At 71.4% G+C, this 19,708-nt stretch carries 19 protein-coding genes and 1 pseudogene; 14 read left to right on the plus strand and 6 right to left on the minus strand.

What is annotated here, in order from left to right; all coding sequences use genetic code 11:
* Positions 1 to 3: 3 nt before the first annotated feature.
* The gene (locus EG812_RS11845) at positions 4 to 717 is read right to left on the minus strand and encodes a Clp protease N-terminal domain-containing protein (RefSeq protein WP_126711561.1); all 714 of its coding nucleotides are present in this window, start codon (positions 715 to 717) and stop codon (positions 4 to 6) included.
* A 180-nt stretch (positions 718 to 897) separates the two neighbouring features.
* Between EG812_RS11845 and EG812_RS11850 the strand changes: the two genes are divergently transcribed.
* Entirely contained in the window at positions 898 to 2,145 is a 1,248-nt protein-coding gene (locus tag EG812_RS11850) for a ricin-type beta-trefoil lectin domain protein (RefSeq protein WP_126711562.1), read from the plus strand.
* 118 nt (positions 2,146 to 2,263) lie between these two features.
* Complete coding sequence (locus tag EG812_RS11855) at positions 2,264 to 3,010, plus strand: hypothetical protein (protein ID WP_013731966.1); 747 nt, start codon at positions 2,264 to 2,266, stop codon at positions 3,008 to 3,010.
* Here the strand turns inward: EG812_RS11855 and EG812_RS11860 are convergent.
* Positions 2,944 to 3,600, minus strand: a complete 657-nt coding sequence (locus tag EG812_RS11860) for a TetR/AcrR family transcriptional regulator (RefSeq protein WP_158632500.1) — start codon at positions 3,598 to 3,600, stop codon at positions 2,944 to 2,946. The genes EG812_RS11855 and EG812_RS11860 overlap by 67 nt on opposite strands.
* Positions 3,601 to 3,673: 73 nt before the next feature.
* On the opposite strand from EG812_RS11860, the gene EG812_RS11865 reads away from it, so the two are divergent.
* Complete coding sequence (locus EG812_RS11865; RefSeq protein ID WP_013731964.1) at positions 3,674 to 4,582, plus strand: alpha/beta fold hydrolase; 909 nt, start codon at positions 3,674 to 3,676, stop codon at positions 4,580 to 4,582.
* A 40-nt stretch (positions 4,583 to 4,622) separates the two neighbouring features.
* Entirely contained in the window at positions 4,623 to 5,450 is an 828-nt protein-coding gene (locus EG812_RS11870; RefSeq protein WP_198408950.1) for a DUF72 domain-containing protein, read from the plus strand.
* Positions 5,451 to 5,552: 102 nt separating this feature from the next.
* Here EG812_RS11870 and EG812_RS11875 read toward each other — a convergent pair.
* Together EG812_RS11875 and EG812_RS11880 are read right to left on the minus strand one after the other, a co-directional pair.
* Positions 5,553 to 5,795: pseudogene (locus EG812_RS11875) on the minus strand (hypothetical protein); the annotation flags it as partial.
* A gap of 199 nt (positions 5,796 to 5,994) precedes the next feature.
* A complete protein-coding gene (locus EG812_RS11880; protein WP_233579455.1) occupies positions 5,995 to 7,635 on the minus strand; it encodes a sigma-70 family RNA polymerase sigma factor in 1,641 nt (546 codons plus the stop codon).
* 168 nt (positions 7,636 to 7,803) lie between these two features.
* On the opposite strand from EG812_RS11880, the gene EG812_RS11885 reads away from it, so the two are divergent.
* The 6 genes from EG812_RS11885 (at position 7,804) to EG812_RS11910 (ending at position 14,315) form a co-directional block, all read left to right on the plus strand.
* Complete coding sequence (locus tag EG812_RS11885; RefSeq protein ID WP_013731960.1) at positions 7,804 to 8,847, plus strand: Rieske 2Fe-2S domain-containing protein; 1,044 nt, start codon at positions 7,804 to 7,806, stop codon at positions 8,845 to 8,847.
* Positions 8,844 to 9,062, plus strand: a complete 219-nt coding sequence (locus tag EG812_RS11890) for a hypothetical protein (protein ID WP_013731959.1) — start codon at positions 8,844 to 8,846, stop codon at positions 9,060 to 9,062. The genes EG812_RS11885 and EG812_RS11890 overlap by 4 nt, the downstream gene beginning before the upstream one ends.
* Positions 9,059 to 10,000, plus strand: coding sequence for a PDR/VanB family oxidoreductase (locus tag EG812_RS11895; protein ID WP_013731958.1), 942 nt, complete (start codon positions 9,059 to 9,061; stop codon positions 9,998 to 10,000). Before EG812_RS11890 ends, EG812_RS11895 begins: the two co-directional genes overlap by 4 nt.
* 30 nt (positions 10,001 to 10,030) lie before the next feature.
* The gene (locus tag EG812_RS11900; RefSeq protein ID WP_013731957.1) at positions 10,031 to 10,828 is read left to right on the plus strand and encodes an IclR family transcriptional regulator; all 798 of its coding nucleotides are present in this window, start codon (positions 10,031 to 10,033) and stop codon (positions 10,826 to 10,828) included.
* Positions 10,829 to 10,837: 9 nt separating this feature from the next.
* Complete coding sequence (locus EG812_RS11905) at positions 10,838 to 11,740, plus strand: PaaX family transcriptional regulator (RefSeq protein WP_013731956.1); 903 nt, start codon at positions 10,838 to 10,840, stop codon at positions 11,738 to 11,740.
* 106 nt (positions 11,741 to 11,846) lie between these two features.
* Positions 11,847 to 14,315: a DUF6351 family protein gene (locus EG812_RS11910; RefSeq protein ID WP_013731955.1), complete on the plus strand. Its 2,469-nt coding sequence runs from the start codon at positions 11,847 to 11,849 to the stop codon at positions 14,313 to 14,315.
* Positions 14,316 to 14,377: 62 nt separating this feature from the next.
* Here the strand turns inward: EG812_RS11910 and EG812_RS11915 are convergent, their stop codons facing one another.
* Positions 14,378 to 14,845 (minus strand): MarR family winged helix-turn-helix transcriptional regulator, encoded by a 468-nt coding sequence (locus EG812_RS11915; protein WP_013731954.1) that lies wholly within the window; start codon positions 14,843 to 14,845, stop codon positions 14,378 to 14,380.
* Between the two features lie 85 nt (positions 14,846 to 14,930).
* Between EG812_RS11915 and EG812_RS11920 the strand changes: the two genes are divergently transcribed.
* The 4 genes from EG812_RS11920 (at position 14,931) to EG812_RS11935 (ending at position 18,861) form a co-directional block, all read left to right on the plus strand.
* The gene (locus EG812_RS11920) at positions 14,931 to 15,860 is read left to right on the plus strand and encodes an SDR family NAD(P)-dependent oxidoreductase (protein ID WP_013731953.1); all 930 of its coding nucleotides are present in this window, start codon (positions 14,931 to 14,933) and stop codon (positions 15,858 to 15,860) included.
* 39 nt (positions 15,861 to 15,899) lie between these two features.
* Positions 15,900 to 16,781, plus strand: a complete 882-nt coding sequence (locus EG812_RS11925; protein WP_126711564.1) for an amidohydrolase family protein — start codon at positions 15,900 to 15,902, stop codon at positions 16,779 to 16,781.
* Between the two features lie 17 nt (positions 16,782 to 16,798).
* On the plus strand, positions 16,799 to 17,251 hold the full coding sequence (locus tag EG812_RS11930; protein WP_126711565.1) for a MaoC family dehydratase: 453 nt from the start codon (positions 16,799 to 16,801) through the stop codon (positions 17,249 to 17,251).
* A gap of 83 nt (positions 17,252 to 17,334) precedes the next feature.
* A complete protein-coding gene (locus EG812_RS11935; RefSeq protein ID WP_233579456.1) occupies positions 17,335 to 18,861 on the plus strand; it encodes an acyl-CoA synthetase in 1,527 nt (508 codons plus the stop codon).
* On the opposite strand, the gene EG812_RS11940 is transcribed toward EG812_RS11935, so the two are convergent.
* The gene (locus EG812_RS11940) at positions 18,785 to 19,672 is read right to left on the minus strand and encodes a PaaX family transcriptional regulator (RefSeq protein ID WP_126711567.1); all 888 of its coding nucleotides are present in this window, start codon (positions 19,670 to 19,672) and stop codon (positions 18,785 to 18,787) included. The genes EG812_RS11935 and EG812_RS11940 overlap by 77 nt on opposite strands.
* Positions 19,673 to 19,708 lie beyond the last annotated feature (36 nt).

Consider the following 19,708-nt stretch of genomic DNA (forward strand, 5'->3'; position numbering starts at 1 on the left):
CGCCTATTCGAACACCCGGAGCTTGTCCAGGGTCGCCACGATGTTCGCCTCCGTGGCGGCCTTGGTCACCCCGAGCCCGGTCAGCACTCCGTCGCCGTCCTCCTGCTCCAGCAGCGCCAGCAGGATGTGCTCGGTGCCGATGTAGTTGTGCCCGAGCCGCAGCGCCTCCCGGAAGGTCAGCTCCAGCGCCTTCTTGCCCGCCGCGTCGTACGGGATCAGGTCGGGCGCCTCGTCGGCCGCCGGTGGCAGCGCGGCGGTGGCGGCCTCCCGTACCGCCTCGGCCGACACACCGGCGGCGGCCAGCGCCTTCGCCGCCAAGGCCTCCGGCTCGGCGAGCAGCCCGAGCACCAGGTGCGCCGGGGTGGTGTGGGCGCTGCCGGCGGCCTTCGCCTCGTTGTGCGCGGCAGCCACCACGTTGCGGGCGCGCGGGGTGAACCGCTGGAAGCCCTCCTGCGGGTCCATCGTCCCGGCGACGAAGCGCTTCTGCGCGGCCTGCTTGCTCACCCCCATGCTGCGGCCGATCTCGGTCCACGACGCGCCGGAGCGTCGGGCCTGGTCGACGAAGTGGCCGATCAGATGGTCGGCCACTTCGCCGATGTGGTCGGCGACCAGGACCGCGCCGGCGAGTTGGTCGAGGGCGTCGGTGTGGGTCTGCTTGATGGTCTGGATCAGGTCGTCGAGCCGGACCGTGCTGGTCATCTGGACAGGATTCGTCATGCGTCAACCGTAGGTTGACGCATCACTCCCGTCAACCCCAGGTTGACGCCGCGCGCCCGGACAAGATCGTTGTTAACAACCTTGACTATATTCATTCATATCGACAGACTGCGATAAGGAGAGCGCTCTCCCTCCCTCGCCGGGCGTCCGCTCAGTCCGTCCACCTCAAGGAGATCAGCCATGTCCGTCATCTCCCGCAGGCTCCGACGGCCGGCCGCCGTCCTGGTCGCGGCCCTCGTCGCCAGCACCCTCGTCGTACCCGTGAACGCCACCCCGGCCGCCGCCGCCATCGGCGGGCTCACCTGGCAGGACGAGTTCAACGCCCCGGCCGGCACCCCGGTCGACCAGTCCAAGTGGCGCTTCGACATCGGCGGCCACGGCTGGGGCAACAACGAACGGCAGTACTACACCAACAGCACCAGCAACGCTGTGCACGACGGCCAGGGCAACCTGGTCATCACCGCCCGGCGGGAGAACCCGGCCAACTACCAGTGCCACTACGGCCGGTGCGAGTACACCTCGGCGCGGCTGCTGACCGCGGCCACCTTCAACCAGGCGTACGGCCGGTTCGAGGCCCGTATCAAGATCCCCCGGGGGCAGGGCATCTGGCCCGCGTTCTGGATGCTCGGCAGCGACTTCGGCAACGTCGGCTGGCCGGCCTCGGGCGAGATCGACATCATGGAGAACGTCGGCCGGGAACCCAACACCGTGCACGGCACCATCCACGGGCCTGGCTACTCCGGCGGCGGCGGGATCACCGGCAGCCGCACCATCGGGCAGCCGCTGGCCGACGCCTTCCACACCTACCGGGTCGACTGGGAACCGAACATCATCCGCTGGTACCTCGACGGCCAGGAGTTCTTCCGGGTCGACCCGAGCCGCCTCGGCGGCAACCGCTGGGTCTACGACCACCCCTTCTTCATGATCCTCAACGTGGCGGTGGGCGGTAACTGGCCCGGCTACCCGGACGGCAGCACCCAGTTCCCGCAGCAGATGCTCGTCGACTACGTCCGCGTCCACGGCTACGTCCCGGACGGCAACACCGGCACCACCCGCATCCGCGGCCAGCAGAGCGGTCGCTGCATCGACATCCCCAGCGCCAACCCGTACGACGGCGCGCCGCTGCAGATCTGGGACTGCAACACCACCGCCGCGCAGGCGTGGACCTTCGCCGCCGACGGCACCATCCGCGCCATGGGCAAGTGCATGGACCCGGCCTGGGCCGGCACCGCCAACGGCACCGAGGTCAACCTGGTCACCTGCAACGGCAACCCGGCCCAACGCTTCACCCTCAACGCCGCCGGAGACCTGGTCAACCTCAACGCGAACCGCTGCGTCGACGTCCGGGACAACAACCCCGCCAACGGCGGCCGACTGCAACTGTGGGACTGCACCGGTGCCGCCAACCAGAAGTGGTCGCGGGCCTGAGCAGACACCATCGCCGGGGCGCATCGTCGTCGAACGATGGTGCGCCCCGGTACGTAAGCGTCGGTGACGGGCGCGGTGGGTAGTAGCCCGCAACAGTCACCGAGGTGCGGGAGGCGAGATGGACGACGCGCGGACGAGCGGCGGGCGACAGCTCTGGTGGTGGCTCGGCGGCGTGCTGGTGCTCGTGGTGGTGGTGCTGGTCGCCAGCTGGACCTGGGTGACGGTACGCGGCGACGGGCGAGCCGGGCACGTCGTCACCGGCGCCGCCGACGATCTCCAGGAGGCCACCTTCGTCCTGCTCGACGGCGCGGACGTGATCCGGGTGCGCACCGCCGACCTGGGCGAGGACGCCTACCGGGTGTCCACCCCGCGCGACGCCAGCGTCCGGCCGGCCGTCTCGCGCACCGACGACACCCTGATGACCAGCCTGCGCGGCACCGGTAAGGACGGTCCGGCGATCGTCGAGGTGGTGCTGCGCGAGTCGGTACGCTGGCACATCCGGCTCGACGGCGGAGCCAAGGAGCAGCACCTGGACCTGAGCAACGGCCAGGTCAACGGGGTCGAATTCACCGCGGGCGCGAACCGGATCGAGCTGACGCTGCCCGCACCCACCGGCACCCAACGCGTCGTGCTCGGCGGCGGCGCCAGCCAGGTCGTCGTACGCCTCGGCACCGATGCGCCGGTCCAGGTGCGCGCGGGCGGTGGCGCCGGCTCGGTCACCATCGACGGCACCACCCACTCCGGGGTAGCCGGCGGCAGCACGTTCACCGCCCCGCAGTGGGAGACGGCCACCGACCGCTACGACATCGACGCGACCTCCGGGGTATCGCACCTCTCCGTCGAACGCGCCGACGCCGGTCGCTGAGCACCGGCGAAGAGTCGGTCGAGCTGGTAGTCCAGCAGGGCGAGGGCCGCCTCGGGCGTCCGCATCGCCGCCATCACCCCGTCGGCCAGGCCGGTCGCCAGGGCCAGCAGGTTGACCGCCTCCGCCTCGACGTCGCACTCGTCGGAGACCTCGCCGGCTCGTTGCGCCGCGCGGAGCAGGTCGCCGAGCAACGCCTCCAGATCGCGGGAGTACCGGCTGTAGGAGAGCTCGGCCAGCGCCGGGTCGGTCAGTGCGAGCGCGTGGTAGGCGGCGAAGACGGTGTACGCGGCGCGCTGCTCGGCGTCGACGGGGATGATCTGGACCAACCAGGCGCGTACGCCGTCCCGGCCGGCACCGGTCGGCATGCTGCCGGCGACCCGCCGGCCGACCATCTCGGCCTGGTGTCGCAGGCCGGCGAAGAGCAGCTGCTCCTTGCTGTGGAAGTAGTACTGCACGGTGCTGACCGAGACGCCCGCCTCGGCGGCCACCGTCCGCATGCTCGCGGCGTGCAGCCCACGACTGGCCGCGATGCGCAGGAGCGCGGCGAGGATCTGCCCTCGACGCTCGTCGTGGTCGGACAGTTTCGGCACCGTCACCCTCCCTGGTCACCTTTGGTAGTACGAGTGTATAGTACGGCCGTACCACCAAGACGGGGAGGTTCGCATGGCGAAGACCAGGCAGACGAAGGTCGGCCGATTCACCAGCGACGCGACGCGGGAACGCTTCCTGCAGGCGTACGACGTGGCGATGCAGGCCTGGCCGCAGCCCCGGCAGGAGTTCGACGTGCAGACCCGGTTCGGCACGGTCCGCGCCTACCGCCACGGCGCTGGTCAGGGCCAACCCCTCGTGCTGCTGCACGGGGCACAGGGCAACTCCGCCAACTGGTACCGGCACGTCGCCACGCTCGGCGAGCACCACCCCGTCTACGCGCTGGACTCCGTCGACGACCCGGGCCGCAGCGTGCAGTCCGCACCGGTACAGGACAGCGCCGACGACGCCGCCTGGATCGAGGAGACCCTCGCCGGCCTCGGACTTGACGGCGTACACCTGGTCGGCATGTCCTACGGCGGCTACCTGGCCCTGGCTCACGCGGTGCACCAGCCCGCCCGGCTGGCGTCGGTCACCCTGCTCGACCCCGGCGGGCTGCAGAAGGTGCCGGTCAAGTTCTACGCCAACCTGATCGCGGGTGCCCTGGCGACGTTGGCACCCCGCAGCACCCGGGCCTGGTTCGCCGACCGGCTGGCCAACGCCGCGCTCGTGGAGCCCGCCGAGCAACTCGCGCCCGTCATGATCGCCGCCCGGTACTGGCGCTCCGGTCGGGCCGCTGCCGCCCGGCCGTTCACCGACGACGAACTGCGCTCCATCGGCGTACCTGTGCAGTTGGTGGTGGCCGAACGTAGTTCGCTGCTGCATCCCGCGCAGGCGGTGGCCCGGGCGGAGGCGTTGATTGCGTCGGTGCGCGCCGAGATCGTGCCCGGGGCCGGCCACGGCCTGCCGTTGGAACGTCCCGAGTTCGTGAGCCGGCGCATCCTCGACTTCGTCGCCTCGGTGGGTAGGCTCGCCGGCGAGTGAGGGGAGGTCGCCGGAGATGCGGCTGCACGTCGGCTGTGCCATGTGGACACACAAGGCGTGGCAGGGCCGGCTGCTGGCGCATCCGCTGCCGGCCGAGGAACGCCTGCGGCACTACGCCGGCTGGTGCGACGCCGTCGAGGGCAACACCACCTTCTACGCGACCCCGGCGCGGGACACCGTGGCCTCCTGGGCACGACAGACCGACGCGAGCTTCCGATTCGTGCCGAAGCTGCCGAAGGTGGTGACGCACGACCATCGGCTCACCGACGTCACCGAGCCGATGCGGGCCTTCCTGGACGCGATCGAGCCGCTGGGCCCCCGCGCCCACGCGCTCTGGGTGCAACTCCCCCAGTCGTTCGCGCCGACGGACGTACCCACTCTGGCCCGCTTCCTGCGCCGGATGCCGAGCAGTCACCGGTGCGCCGTCGAGGTACGCCATCCCGAGTTCTTCACCGACGCCCGGGCGGCGCGAGAGCTGACGGAGGTGCTCACCCGGGCCGGTGCCGAGTGGGTGCCGTTCGACACCACCGCGTTCTTCGCCAGCCCGCCGACCAGCGACGCCGAGCGGGACGCCTGGGTGAAGAAGCCCCGCACCCCACTGCGTACGGAGGCGCTGACCGACCAGCCGATCGTCCGCTATCTCGGCCGTGACGACCCGGACCGCACGGTCGACGGATGGCAGCGCTGGGTCGACATCACCGTCGGCTGGCTGCGCGAGGGACGTTCACCTACCGTCTTCATCCACACCCCGGACAACGCGCAGGCGCCGACGCTCGCCCGCCGCTTCCACGACGAGGTACGCGCCCGCCTGCCCGAACTGGCGCCCCTACCGAGGCCGATCCCGGTCGAGCCCACAACCCTCTTCTGAACGCTCCGTGCGCCCGGTGACCGCCGGCGGCGGCACCGGCAGCGACCGGCCACCCGGCGAAGCGTCGCCGGAGGGCCGCCCCGGACCGCCACCGGAGCGGCGGGTCACCCGGTAGGCGCGGGCGAGCTGGCCCGGCCAGCCCAGGAAGCGATCGAACATGTCGACGGCGCTGCCGGTGACGCTGGGGCTGAGCCGGTGCAGGTCGTCGATGGCGTCGCACAGGCAGCCGGCCAGGTAGAGGCGCAGGCTGACCGGGTTGCCGGCATAGTCGGCGAGCAGGGCGAGCTTGGCCTGCGTGCACGGCCACGGTTGACCGCACCGGCGACACAACCACAGCGGGCGCATCGGTGGATGTTCCGCGGGTTCGGTGGCCGGCAGCGGCGGGGGCGGCTGCTCGATGTGCTCAGCCACGACCACCCCACCCCCGGAGTTCGTTTCCCGGGGAACGAAACTGACACGTCCACTCCGGGACGTCCACGCGTGACCGACGGCACCTCACACAGTGGGAGACTGCGTGACCGACCCATGGATAACGGAAATCGGGTCAGGCCCAGGGATCCCGTACGACGAACGCGCTGTCGGCCGCGAAGGCCGAGCTGCCGTCGGGAACGTCCAGCCAGAAACCCCCGTCGCGGTGGTGCACCACGTGCGACGGGTAGTTGTACGACCGCAGGGTCACCGATCCGCTGCTTGCTCCCGGCTCAGGGCAGAAGGTCGCGTCCTCGCGGAAGATCGTCGAGTTCTCCTCGGGGCTGAGCTGCACCTGCATCCCCCAGTGCCGCAGGTAGCGACCGTCGGTGGCGAGCAGGGTGACGCAGTTCGGGTCGGCCAGCCCGCGTTGGACGGCGAAGGTGGCTCGCTGCCGGGCCGATTTCGGGCTGGACCCGTCGACCGTGCCGAGGGTGGCGTACTTGCCGTCGTGGCTGAGGTATCGGCCGGCCTTCCTGGCCGACTCCAGTGACCAGACGCCCACACCGATGGTGCCCGGTGCGATGGCCGGCCGGCTCGACGGCGGCGTGGCCGACGACGGCGGTGGCGCGGGTGGCGCCGGTGGTGGTGCGACCGGCGGCGACGGGACCGGGGACCGCCGGGCCAGGGACGGCTGGGCCGGGGAGGTGGTGGGCGACGGCGCGATGCGCCCCGCTGCGGGCGCCACCGAGGTGGGTGCCGCGATGGCCGGTGGGGTCGGCGTCGCCCCGGACTGCACCACGACCGCCACCGCACCGGCGAGCAGGACCGCACCGGCAGCCAGGCCCGCCATCGGGTGGGCACCGACCACCTGGGAGATCTTGCCGAACAGCAGAGCGGGCGTACCTCCGTTGGTGGTCGCCGCGGTGGAGGCCGCCACCAGCGTCGGCGTGGCCACGGTGGTCGTGGTGGTCGTGGTCAGCAGGCCCTTGGCGGCGAGCGCGGCGACGAGCCCGGCCGGCACCGCCAGCGGCGCGATGCCCAGCAGCAACCGCTCGGTCGGCACCTGGCCCCCGGTGCACGTCGAGCAGGTCGAGCAGGCGCGGGTGTGCCGGGCGATCCGCTTGCGCCACACCGGAGTGGGCGCGCCGTCCCAGCCGTCGACGGCGGTGGCCAGCCCGGCGCAGCGCGGCTGCGCGGCGAGTGCCGCGACGATGCCACGGCTCAGTTCGAGTTGTTCGCGCATCCGTTGCAGGCGTACGCCGACGTGCGCGACCCGGGTGTCACAGGCGGCGGCCACCTCCCGGCGGGTCAACTGGCCGGCGCACTCCTGCCACCACAGGGCCAGCATCGGGCGGTGCGCGGGGTCGAGCCAGCGGCTCGCTTCGACGACCTGACGGCGCTGGTCGGTCAGGTGCAGCCGCAGAATCGCCTCGTCCGCGACGTCGCCACCGGCGGCCAGCAGGTCGGCAGGGTCGACGGCGCTGGCCCGGTGGGTGGCGGTGCGCACCCGCTGGCGGTGGCTGGCGATCTGCCGTACCGCGATCGCGACCAGCCAGGACCGGAAGCTCTCCGGGGCACGCAACGCGGGCAGGTCACGGATCACCCGGACCAGGGTCTCCTGCACCACATCGTCGATGTCGGCGTGACCGTGCAGGGCCCGACCGACGATGTTGTAGAGCAGCGGCAGATGCGCGGCGATGAGCTGCTCACGCGCCGACCTGTCGCCCGACCGCGCCGCGGTGACGAGTTCCACGTCATTCGCAGTGATCGTCATCCAGCACCCGCCCCAATGTGGAGTCTTCCGCCGAGCACGACGTCACACCCTAACCAGAACCGCCCCGATGATCGAGTCATCCTCGGCTTTCATTCAGTGAAAGCTGTGGTCCCGATCACGCGTGGGTCACGGGATGATCCGGCTGGTTCGTCTCAGGAGGAGGTCCCCATGGCGTTCGCACGTGACCAGTGGTACGTGGCGGCCTACGGCAGCGAGGTCGGGCGGGAGTTGCTGGCCCGTACGGTGCTGGGTGAGCCGTTGGTGCTGTACCGCACGGGTGCCGGGGAGGCGGTGGCACTTGCCGACCGGTGTGTGCACCGGCGCTACCCGTTGTCGGAGAGCCGGCTCGATGGCGACACCATCGTCTGTGGATACCACGGCTTCACCTACGACCGGACCGGCTCCTGCGTCTTCGTGCCGGGTCAGCAGCGCATTCCGCGTACCGCCCGGGTGGCGGCGTACCCGGTGGTGGAGCAGGACTCGTTCGTCTGGGTGTTCATCGGTGACCGGGACCGGGCCGATCCGGCCACCATCCCCCGCGCTCCCTGGCTGACCGACCCACGCTACGCGGTGGTGCGCGGGATGGCACCGCTGAACGCGCGGTACGGCCTGCTGGTGGACAACCTGATGGACCTGTCCCACGAGACCTATCTGCACGGTGGCTACATCGGCACGCCCGAGGTGGCGAACACCCCGATCACCACGGAGGTGGACGACGAACGCGGCATCGTCTACGTCAGCCGGCACATGGACGACGCCGAGTGCCCGCCCTTCTACGCGCGTTCCACAGGCATCCAGGGCCGGATCACCCGCTGGCAGGACATCGAGTACCACCCGCCGTGCCTGTACCTGCTGCACAGCCGGATCGCGCCGCAGGGCGTCTACCCGCCGGCGCAGGGCGAGGACAACGAGGCGTTCCACGCCGAGATCGTGTACGCCATCACCCCGTCGACCGAGCACACCACGTACGACTTCTGGGCGGTGGCCCGGGACTTCGCCATCGACGACGAGTCGGTGAGTGAGTACCTGCACCAGAGCAACCACACGGTGGTCATGCAGGACGTGACCGCGCTGAACATCCTGGAGCAGGTGATCGCCGCCGAACCGGAGAAGTACCAGGAACTGAGCATCAACATCGACACCGGCGGCCTGGCGGCCCGGCGGCTGCTGGCCCGCCTGGTCGATGCGGGGAGGGTGGAGGCGACCCGGTGAGCGGGCCGACCGGCATGCTCACCGGTGACCGGGTCTACCGGATCCACTGGATGCCGGGCACCGACATCCTGCGCGGAGTCTGCCACTGCGGGGCCGAACGGGTCGCCGAGGAACCGGTGGAGCTGTGGGAGTGGCTGCTCGCCCACCCGCAGGGCCACCGCTCCCCCGCCCCGCCCGCGCCCGAGCTGCCGACCCGGACGGCGGTGCCGGCGTGACCGAGTGGGACCTGGTGGTGACCGCCCGGGAGCAGGTGGCCCGCGACGTCGTCGCACTCACCCTGGGCCGCCCCGACGGGGGTGACCTTCCGCAGTGGACTCCGGGCGCACACCTGGATCTGCTGCTCGGCCCGGACCTGGTTCGCCAGTACTCGCTCTGCGGCGACCCGGCGGACCGGTCCGGGCTGCGGATCGCGGTGCAGCGCGAGCCGGACGGGCGCGGCGGCTCGCGGCAGGTGCACGACCGGCTGACGCCCGGCGCCACCGTCACGGTGCGCGGTCCCCGGAACAACTTCGCGCTGGTCGCGGCAGCGCGATACCTCTTCATCGCCGGGGGCATCGGCATCACCCCGATCGGCCCGATGGTCGCCGCTGCCGACGCCGCCGGTGCCGACTGGCGACTGGTGTACGGCGGACGCAGCCGCGCCACCATGGCCTTCGCCGACGCGCTGCGGGAGAAGTACGGCGACCGGGTGACCCTGTGCCCGCAGGACGAGACCGGCCTGCTCGACCTGCCGGGACTGCTCGGCCGCCCGGAGGCCGGGATGCTGGTCTACTGCTGTGGCCCGGAGGCGCTGATCACGGCGGTGGAGCAGCACTGTCTCGGCTGGCCGCCCGGCTGCCTGCACGTCGAGCGGTTCACCCCGGCATCCGGCGTCGACGGCGTCGACACGACAGTCGAGGTGGAACTCTCCATCTCCGGCCAGACGCTGACGGTGCCGCCCGGTACGCCGATCCTCCAGGCGGTCGAGGAGGCCGGCGTGCAGGTGCTCTCCTCCTGCCGGGAGGGCACCTGCGGCACCTGCGAGACCACCGTGCTGGCCGGGGTGCCGGACCACCGGGACAGCCTGCTCACCGAGGAGGAACGGGCGGCCGGGGACACCATGATGATCTGCGTGTCCCGGGCCCGTACGCCCCGGCTCGTGCTGGAGCTGTGACGCGCCCGGCGCAGGCGGGATGATGGCGGGGTGGACGCGCAGCCCGGCCGATCGGTCACCAGCAAGGTGCTGGCGCTGCTGGACGCGTTCACCCCCGCCACCCCGGCGTTGACCCTGACCGAGCTGGCCCGCCGCGCCGGGCTGCCGCTGCCCACCGCCCACCGCCGCGCGGCGGAACTGGTCGCCTGGGGCGCGCTGGAGCGTGGCGACGACGGGCGGTACCGCATCGGCCTGCGGCTGTGGGAGGTGGGTTCCCTCGCACCCCGGGGTCTGGGGCTGCGGGAGCTGGCCCTACCGATCATGGAAGACCTCTACGAGGTCACCCACGAGAACGTCCAGCTCGCCGTCCGGCAGGGCCTGGAACTCGTCTTCATCGAGCGGATCGCCGGGCGGCACGCGGTGCCGGTGCTCACCCGGGTCGGGGGGCGGTTCGCGCTGCACGCCACCGGGGTCGGGCTGGTCCTGCTCGCCTACGCGCCGGCCGAGGTCCAGGAGCAGGTGCTGGCCGCACCGCTGGAGCGCTACACCGAGCTGACCATCACCGACCCGAGACGGTTGCGTCGGTGCCTGGCCGAGGTACGTCGGGTCGGGTACGCGGTCAGCGACCGCCAGGTCACCATGGACGCGCTCTCGGTCGCCGCGCCCATCCGGGGATCAGACGGTGTGGTGGCCGCCATCTCGCTGGTGGTGGCCCACGACCGCGCGGACCCGTTGGCGCTGGCGCCGCTGGTGCAGGCGGCAGGCCGGGTGCTGTCCCGGGCGCTGGGCACCTCGTACCGCCGGCCGCCCGGTCGGGTGCCGTCGCCGACGCGTTCTGAGACGCAGTAATTTATCCGGATGTCCGACCTCCATCACGCGCTGGAGCCGCCCACGGACGGCGCGGCGGCGGTCGGGCGGGCGCGGGCGCAACGGCTGCTTGTGACGTTGCTCGGGGACTACTGGCGCGCCGGGCACGCGCCGCTGCCCTCCGGCGGCCTGGTCGCGGTGCTTGCCGAATTCGACATCGCGCCGGCCAACGCCCGCGCGACGCTCAGCCGGCTGACCCAGCGCGGGGTGCTGGAGCGGACCAAGGAGGGCCGCCGGACCAGCTACCGGTTGACCGAGTCGGCGGCGCAGATCCTGCGGCGCGGGGGCCGGCGCATCTTCGCCAGCACCGACGAGAGCAGCTGGGACGGCAGGTGGACCCTTATCGCGTTCACCCTGCCGCTTGACGACGCGAACCAGCGTCGGCTGCTGCGGGCCCGGCTGCGCTGGTTGACCTTCTCGCCGTTGTACGACGGCACCTGGGTCACCCCGCACGACCGTTTCGACGAGGTACGCGAGCAGTTGAGCGAGCTCGGCGTCAGTGATGCGGTGGTGTTGCGCGCCACCGACCTGGATCTGCTGCCCGGTGGCCGGGCCCGGCTCGAGGCGGCGTGGCGGATCGACGAGTTGGCTGCCGGCTACCAGTCCTTTCTGGAGCGTTACCGGGATCTGGTCTGGCCGGCCGCCGCGGGCGAGGTGTCACCCGCGCAGGCGCTCGTGCGGCGTACCGAGATGGTCAACGACTGGCGGGCGCTGGTGGGCGAGGATCCCGACCTGCCGGCCATGTTCCTGCCCGCCTCCTTCCCCCGCGCCCAGGCGCGGGCGATGTTCCTGGAGACCTCCGCGGCGTTGGCCCGGCCGGCGCAGCAGCGTTTCGAGGAGCTCGTCCAGACTCCCGACCATGCGGCAGACGGCGCGAAGTCGCGTCTGAAGTAGATACATTGCAGATTCGTTGACGCGCGATCAGAATTCGCATTAGGTTCCCCGTGCACATGTGACCAGGAGGTCCAGCCGCCCGTTCCCGGCTGAAAGGGGCCCTGCTATGCACTCACGTCGATCCCGGGAGAAATCTCCGCAACGAACCTGGAAACTCGCCCTGACCGCGATCGTCGCCAGCACACTTGTCGGCGGCCCAGCGGTGCCCGCCCTGGCCGCACCGCCGCCCCAGGCAGGCGTCGACCGCACCTTCGACGTGGAGGTCGTCTCCACCCGCGCCGACCTGGTCAGCGGCGGGGACGCCCTGGTCCGCATCGGCGTGCCCCGCAACGTTCCGCCGCACCAGGTGAAGGTCCACCTCGACGGCCGCAACCTGACCAGCCAGTTCCGCCCGATCGGCGACGGTCGTACGCTGCTCGGCCTGGTCGACGACCTGGCGCTGGGCGACAACACCCTCCAGATCCGGTCCAACGGCAACGGGCAGGGCCGCCCGACGGCCGACGTGACGCTTGTCAACCACCCCGCGCAGGGCCCGGTCTTCTCCGGCCCGCACATCCCGCTGTTCTGCACCGCCTCCGGCAGCCCCTGGAACCTCGGGCCGGTCGACGAGAACTGCCACGTGGCGGCACCCCGGGTGACGTACCAGTACCGCACCACCGCCGGCAGCTTCACCGCCCTGCCCGACGGCCCGCTGCCCGGCAACGTGGCCACGACCACCACGATCGACGGCCGCACCGTGCCGTACGTCGTACGCATCGAGCGGGGCACCATCAACCGGGCGGTCTACGAGATCGCGCTGCTGCACCAGCCGGGCACCGCCCTGCCCGACCCGTGGACGGCCACCGACGGCTGGAACGAGCGGCTGGTCTACACCTTCGGCGGCGCCTGCGGCATCGGCTACACCCAGGCCACCAGCACCGGCGGGGTGCTGGACCACGGCCTGCTCAGCCGGGGTTACGCGGTGGCCAGTTCCACGTTCAACGTGTTCGCCAACAACTGCAACGACGTGACCTCCGCCGAGACCGCGATGATGGTCAAGGAGCACTTCATCGAGACGTACGGGGTGCCCGCCTTCACCATGGGCTGGGGTGGCTCGGCCGGCACCATGCAGCAGTTGCTGATCTCCAACGCGTACCCCGGCATCATCGACGGCGTGATCGGCCAGATCGGCTACCCGGACGAGCGCTCCACGACCGTCAGTGGTCACGAGTGCCGCTTCATCAGCCAGGCCGCCTCCGCCGCCGGTCTGTCCACCGCGCAGCACACCGCGGTGACCGGCTTCGCCAGCCCGAACACCTGCTTCGGCTACCAGTTCTTCGACGGTGTCGACTGGCCGGCCAACTGCCCGAGCCACGTCCCGGCGGCGCAGCGGTACCACCCGGTCACCAACCCGACCGGCATCCGCTGCGCGATGGCCGACTTCATCTCCAACGTGTACGGCGTCGACCCGGCCACCGGCTTCGGCCGGCCGATCATTCCGGACACGGTCGGCGTGCAGTACGGCCTGCAGACCCTCCAGGCGGGCACGATCAGCCCGGAGCAGTTCGTCCGGCTCAACGAGGGCATCGGCGGCCTCGACGTCCAGGGCAACCGCACCCCGCAGCGCACCTCGGCGGACGTCGACGCGATCAAGGTGGCGTACGAGACCGGCCGGGTCAACCAGTTCGACGGCGGTCTGCGCTGGACGCCGATCATCGAGACCCGGGGCTACACCGACCCGTCCGGCGACTTCCACGACCGGTTCCGGTCCTGGACGATGCGGGAGCGGATCGTCGCGGCCAACGGCAACGCCGACAACCACATCAGCATCACCGCCGCGCCGGGCGCTGCCGCCAACACCGCCTCGACCCTCGCCCTGGAGGGCATGGAGACCTGGCTGACCGCCCGGACCGCGCTGGCCGCGGCGCAGCCGAAGCTGGACGACGTGACGTTGACCCGGCTGTCCCGGCCCGAGGGCCTGGCCGACGGCTGCATCGCGGCCAACGGCGACCGGATCACCGAGGCGCTGACCCTGGACCCGGCGGCCCAGTGCAACCAGCTGTTCCCGTTGCACCGCAACCCGCGTGTGGTCGCCGGCGGACCGACCACCTCCGCCGTGCTCAAGTGCCAGCTCACGCCCCTGAACCGGGAGTCGTACGGGGTGAGCTTCACCGACGAGCAGTGGCAGCGCCTGCAGGCGGTCTTCCCCGGCGGCGTCTGTGACTGGTCGAAGCCCGGCGTGGGTCAGGTGCCGCTTGCCGACACCTGGATCCGCTGGTCTCCCGAGCCCCAGGTGCGACCGGTGCTGCCGGTCACGGTGACCGTGCAGGCCCGGTGCATCGCCGGCCGGGCGTACGTGGCGGTGCAGGTGCGCAACGACCACGTCGCGCCGGTGGAGATCGCGCTGGAGACCGCGTACGGCGAGCGGTCGTTCGCGGGCGTGGCACCGGGCGGCAACGCCTTCCAGCAGTTCGCCACGCGGGTGGCGGCCCTGCCGACCGGCACGGCGACGGTACGTGTCACCGGGTCACTCGACGGTGAGGCGGTGACGACCGCGGTGATCCGCGGACACGCGGCCGTCGACTGCGCCGCGTAGCGGTCGCACGGGTGCAGACCGGGACCGGGCGGTGCCATCGCAGGTGCCGCCCGGTCACGGCGTCAGTCGGGGAAGGCCAGCAGCCGCAGCAGTTGGGCCAGCCGCTCATGGTCCTGCGGCGTGACGGCGGCCAGCAGGCCCAGCTCCACGGCCCGCGCGGATTCCTGGGCCTGAGCGAACAGGGCCCGACCGGCGTCGGTGGCGACGAGGACGTTGGCGCGACGGTCGGCGGGGTCGGTCTGGCGCTCGACGAGCTGGCGTTTCTCCAGCCCGTCGACGAGCGCCACGACCTGACTCGGATCCAGCCGCAGGAACTCGGCAAGTTCCCGCTGGGTGGGACGGACGTCGTCGGCGGCGAGCGCGAGCACCGAGTAGGAGCGGGCCTTGAGCCCGTGTTCGGCCAACGCCGCGTTGGCCGCGGCGAGGGTGAGGGCGTTGGCGCGGGCCAGCAGAAAGCTCAGGTCCCCGGCGAGCACGCTGTCCCGCAGCCGGTCGCGTCCGGTCGGCCGGGTCTTTCCGATAGGGGACATGACGACGATGGTAGCAAGCTTCACAAATAATTGACTTTTTCAACGGTTCGTGCTCAGATCGGCGTGGACGCAAAGGAGCACCTCTATGTCACCACTGGACGGCAAAGTCGCGATCGTCACCGGATCCGGTCGAGGTCTCGGCCTCGCCTACGCCAAGGAGCTGGCCCGCCGGGGGGCGTCCGTCGTGGTCAACGACGTCGATGCCGGTGTCACAGCCGACGCGGTCGCGGCGATCCAGGCGTCCGGTGGGCGGGCCGTCGCGGTGACCGCACCGGTCGGCCCCACCGAGACGGCGAAGCAACTGGTCACCGCCGCGGTCGAGGAGTTCGGGCGACTCGACATCCTGGTCACCAACGCGGGCGTGCTGCGCGACACGGTGCTGTGGAAGATGAGCGACGACGACTTCGACACGGTGATCAACGTGCACCTGCGCGGCACCTTCACCACCGTGCGCGAGGCGGTGCTGCACATGCGGCAGGCCGGCGAGGGCGGCCGGATCATCTGCATCGGCTCGCCCACCGGGCAGCGGGGCACCTTCGGCCAGACCAACTACGCGGCCGCCAAGGCGGGCATCGTGGGCATGGTCCGCACCTGGGCGCTGGAGCTCAAGCGGGCCGGCATCACCGCAAACACCGTCGTACCGGTGGCAGCGACCGCGATGACCGCGACCGTGCCCTACTTCGCCGCCGCCGTGCAGGCCGAGGCGAACGGCGAGCCGATGCCCGCGTTCTTCCGCCACGACCTCGGCTTCGGCACCGCCGACGACGTGGCCGGGCTGATCGCCTTCCTCGGCTCCGACGCGGCGGCCGGGGTGACCGGCCAGGTGATCGGCGTCGGCGGCGACCGCCTGCAGATCTGGACCCACCCGGAGGCGGCGCTGACCGCCTACCACGAGGGCGGCTGGAGCTACGAGGCGCTGGTGCAGGCCTGGCCGACCGAGTTCGCCGCCGCCCTGCAGAGCGTCGGCGAACGCTTCCCCGAGCTCCCCGAGGAGTTCCAGCCCGCGGCCTCCTGACCGCCCCTGACGCCACCCCGCCCGACGAAGGTGCCCCTCATGTACCAGCCCGCGATCGACCTCGACGCCGTCACGGCGATCGACATGCACGTCCACATCGAGGTCGACGACCACGGTCACGCCTCGCTGCCCGAGCCACTGGTGGCGGCGGTGTCGAAGTACTTCCGCACCGACGGGCCGCGACCGGCCGTCGACGCGGTGGCGCAGTACTACCGCGAGCGCAACATGGCCGCCGTCGTCTTCACCGTCGACGCCCGTACGCAGCTCAAGCATCCGCCGTTGTCCAGCGCCGACATCGCCCGCGCCGCGGCCGAGCACGCCGACGTGCTGATCCCCTTCGGCTCGGTCGATCCGCGCACCGGTGAAGCGGCCCTCGAACTCGCCGCCCGCTTGATCTCCGACGAGGGCGTACGCGGCTTCAAGTTCCACCCCACCGTGCAGGGTTTCGACCCGAGCCACGAGAAGTACGCGCCGCTGTGGGCGCTGATCGAGCGCGCGGGCCTGCCCGCCATCTTCCACACCGGACAGACCGGCATCGGCGCGGGCACATCGGGCGGCTACGGGCTGCGGCTGGGGCTGTCCAACCCGATGCTGCTCGACCCGATCGCCGCCGACTTCCCGGACCTGCAGATCATCATGGCCCACCCGTCGGTGCCGTGGCAGGACGAAGCGCTGTCGGTGGCCACCCACAAGCACAACACCTGGATCGACCTGTCCGGCTGGAGCCCGAAGTACTTCCCGGCCGAGTTGGTGCGCTACGCCAACTCGATGCTCAAGCACCGGGTGCTCTTCGGCACCGACTATCCACTGATCACCCCCGACCGCTGGCTGCGCGATGTGGCGGCCACCGACCTCAAGCCCGACGTGCTTCCGGGCATCCTCAAGGACAACGCGGCCCGACTGCTGCGCCTTGCCCGGTGACGACGAGAGGAACCGCCATGACGACCACCATCGCCTACGACCAGCTCGCCGACCTCGCCGGCACCGACCTCGGTTACACCGAGTACCGGACGGTCACCCAGGACCAGGTGAACCTCTTCGCCGACGCCACCGACGACCACCAGTGGATCCACGTCGACCCGGAGCGGGCGAAGACCGGCCCGTTCGGCGCGCCGATCGCGCACGGCTTCCTCACCCTCTCGCTGGCCGTCCCCTTCTGGACCGAGCTGCTGGAGGTCAAGGGGGTGACCACGAAGGTGAACTACGGCCTGGACAAGGTCCGCTTCCCGGCGCCGGTCACTGTCGGTTCCCGGGTGCGCATGCGGGCCACCATCGCCGAGGTCACCGAGGTCCGGGGTGGCTACCAGATCGCCGTCGACCAGACCATCGAGATCGAAGGCGGCGCCAAGCCGGCGGTCGTCGCCCGTGGGCTGTACCGCTTCTACGCCTGAGCCGGCGCTGACAGGCTTCACGCCCGAGCGGGGGGTCAGCCGGGCCGGGTGAGCACACCACCTCCACCACCAGGAGACTGATGATGCACCAGCACGGAATCGGCGTCTGGATGGCCAAGCGTCGACTCAAGTCCCCCGACAAGGTCGCCCTCGTCCACGGCGAGGGCTCGACGTTGACGTACGCCCAACTTGCCGACGCCACCGACCGGGTCGCCGCCGTGCTGCGCGACCAGGGCGTCGGCAAGGGCGACGCGGTCGCGTACCTGGGTGAGAACAGCCCCGAGTTCCTCCAGGTGATGTTCGGCGCGGCGCAGCTGGGGGCCGTCTTCGTCCCGGTCAACACCCGGCTCGCGGCACCGGAGATCGCCCACGTCCTGGACGACTCCGGTGCCCGGGTGCTCATCCACGACCCCGAGTTCGCGTCCCGGGTGGCCGCAGCCGTGCCGGCCGCGCGGACGCCGCACGTGGTGGTCACCGGCGACGGCGACGCGGACCGACCGGGGCTGGCGCGACTGGCCCGCACCGCAGCCACCGATGCCGCAGGTCCCGTCGCCACCGATCACGGGGACCCGGCGGCGATCGTCTACACCTCCGGCACCACCGGTCGTGCCAAGGGCGCGGTGCTGACCCACGGCAACCTGACCTGGGTCGCCATCAACTGCGTGGTCGACTACGACGTCGTCTCGACCGACGTGGCACTGATGATCTCGCCGCTGTTCCACGTCGCCTCGCTGGGCATGGGCGCCCTGCCGGTCATCCTCAAGGGCGCCACGATGGTGCTGGAGAAGGGCTTCGAGCCGGGACGCGCGCTGGCCCAGATCGAACGGCACGGCGTCACCATGCTCAGCGGAGTGCCCACCACGTATCAGCTGATGGCCGACCATCCCGACTGGGCCTCGACCGACCTGTCCACGCTGGCGAAGCTGACCTGCGGGGGTTCGGCGGTGCCGCCGCGCATCCTCAACGCGTACGAGGCACGGGGGTTGTCGTTCTCCCAGGGTTACGGGATGACCGAGGCGTCACCGGGCGCCACCTCGCTGCCGCCGCACATGACCCGCGCCAAGCAGGGCAGCGTCGGGCTGCCGCACTTCTTCACCGAGGTACGGATCACCGACGTGAGCGGGGAGCCGGCGCCCACCGGCAGCGTCGGCGAGATCGAGATCGCCGGGCCGAACGTCTTCCCCGGCTACCACGGGCTGCCCGAGGCGACCGCCGACGCGTTCACCCCGGACGGGTGGTTCCGTTCGGGCGACCTCGGCTACCTGGACTCCGACGGCTACCTGCACATCTCCGGCCGCCTGAAAGACATGATCATCTCCGGTGGGGAGAACATCTACCCCGCCGAGATCGAGCAACTGCTCGGCGAGTTGGAGGGGGTGACCGCGGCGGCGGTCATCGGCGTGCCCGACGAACGGTGGGGCGAGGTGCCGTGGGCGATCGTGACGGTACGCGACGGCGCGGCGGTGGACGTCGAGGCCGTACGGGCGTACCTCGACGGCCGGCTCGCGCGCTACAAGCTGCCGAAGAACGTCATCATCGTGGACGAGTTGCCGCGGACGGCGTCGGGGAAGGTGCGGAAGGCGGACCTGCGCGCCCGTTTCGGCGTCTGACCGAGGTGCGGGCGGCGACGAGTTCGGCGAACTCCGCGGCGGACGCCTCGGCCAGCTTCTCGTGCATCCGGCGGTAGGTCTCCGCCGACCGGGTGGCCGGCCACTGCTCGTCCATGAACTCGGCCGGCAGCCGGGGATCGGCGCGCAGCAGCGCCAGCCAGTCCGCCACCAGCATCGTGCGTACGGTCAGCGCGCTCGGTGCCAGCGCCACGGCGGCCGGGTCGTCCCACACCTCGATGAAGGCCAGATGTTCACGCCGGATCGCCTCGATGTCCCAGGCGGCGCGCACGCTCTCAGCGATCGGAAAGCCGTCCAGCTCCCGGGCGTGGAACGCCATGACGGTGTGCGGTGGCAGATCCTGCCGTAACGGCTCCAACGAGCCGGCGAGGTCGACCTCGCCGGGCGCGAGCCACAGGCCGTCCCGGATCGGCGCGAACCCCTCCCAGGTAAGGGTCGAGCGCAGCCGGTGCCGCAGCATCCGCTGGCCCTCGGGAATGGAGAAGGTGACAAGGGTCCACCCGTTGCCCTGCGGGTCGAACGGCCGAGGGCCACGGACCCGGTCCGTTGCCTCGCGCAGCACTGCCGCACCGTGCTCGGTCAGCGAGAACAGCGTCTCCCGACCGTTCCTGGTGCGGGCGAGGATGCCGCTGCCGACCAGGCGGTCGAGGGTCGCGCGGGTGGCCGGCGCGGCGACGCCGGCCGGTTCCAGCACGCTGATCAGGGCACTGGCCCGGATCGGCCCGGTTGCGGCGTCGACCACATGCTCACCGAAGAAGGCGAGCAGCAGTTGCTTCGGCTGACGGCTACGCACAGCCCTCCCTTTCGGCGAATCCGTCGTGGCGGCCGC

The sequence above is a fragment of the Verrucosispora sp. FIM060022 genome (assembly GCF_003977705.1).
In the GTDB taxonomy this organism is placed as follows: domain Bacteria; phylum Actinomycetota; class Actinomycetes; order Mycobacteriales; family Micromonosporaceae; genus Micromonospora; species Micromonospora gifhornensis.

Coding starts and splice junctions, on each gene's coding strand:
- EG812_RS11845 (WP_126711561.1), bottom strand. CDS start 717: ATGACGAATCCTGTCCAGATGACCAGCACGGTCCGGCTCGACGACCTG.
- EG812_RS11850 (WP_126711562.1), top strand. CDS start 898: ATGTCCGTCATCTCCCGCAGGCTCCGACGGCCGGCCGCCGTCCTGGTC.
- EG812_RS11855 (WP_013731966.1), top strand. CDS start 2,264: ATGGACGACGCGCGGACGAGCGGCGGGCGACAGCTCTGGTGGTGGCTC.
- EG812_RS11865 (WP_013731964.1), top strand. CDS start 3,674: ATGGCGAAGACCAGGCAGACGAAGGTCGGCCGATTCACCAGCGACGCG.
- EG812_RS11870 (WP_198408950.1), top strand. CDS start 4,623: ATGTGGACACACAAGGCGTGGCAGGGCCGGCTGCTGGCGCATCCGCTG.
- EG812_RS11880 (WP_233579455.1), bottom strand. CDS start 7,635: ATGACGATCACTGCGAATGACGTGGAACTCGTCACCGCGGCGCGGTCG.
- EG812_RS11885 (WP_013731960.1), top strand. CDS start 7,804: ATGGCGTTCGCACGTGACCAGTGGTACGTGGCGGCCTACGGCAGCGAG.
- EG812_RS11905 (WP_013731956.1), top strand. CDS start 10,838: ATGTCCGACCTCCATCACGCGCTGGAGCCGCCCACGGACGGCGCGGCG.
- EG812_RS11910 (WP_013731955.1), top strand. CDS start 11,847: ATGCACTCACGTCGATCCCGGGAGAAATCTCCGCAACGAACCTGGAAA.
- EG812_RS11915 (WP_013731954.1), bottom strand. CDS start 14,845: ATGTCCCCTATCGGAAAGACCCGGCCGACCGGACGCGACCGGCTGCGG.
- EG812_RS11920 (WP_013731953.1), top strand. CDS start 14,931: ATGTCACCACTGGACGGCAAAGTCGCGATCGTCACCGGATCCGGTCGA.
- EG812_RS11925 (WP_126711564.1), top strand. CDS start 15,900: ATGTACCAGCCCGCGATCGACCTCGACGCCGTCACGGCGATCGACATG.
- EG812_RS11930 (WP_126711565.1), top strand. CDS start 16,799: ATGACGACCACCATCGCCTACGACCAGCTCGCCGACCTCGCCGGCACC.
- EG812_RS11935 (WP_233579456.1), top strand. CDS start 17,335: ATGCACCAGCACGGAATCGGCGTCTGGATGGCCAAGCGTCGACTCAAG.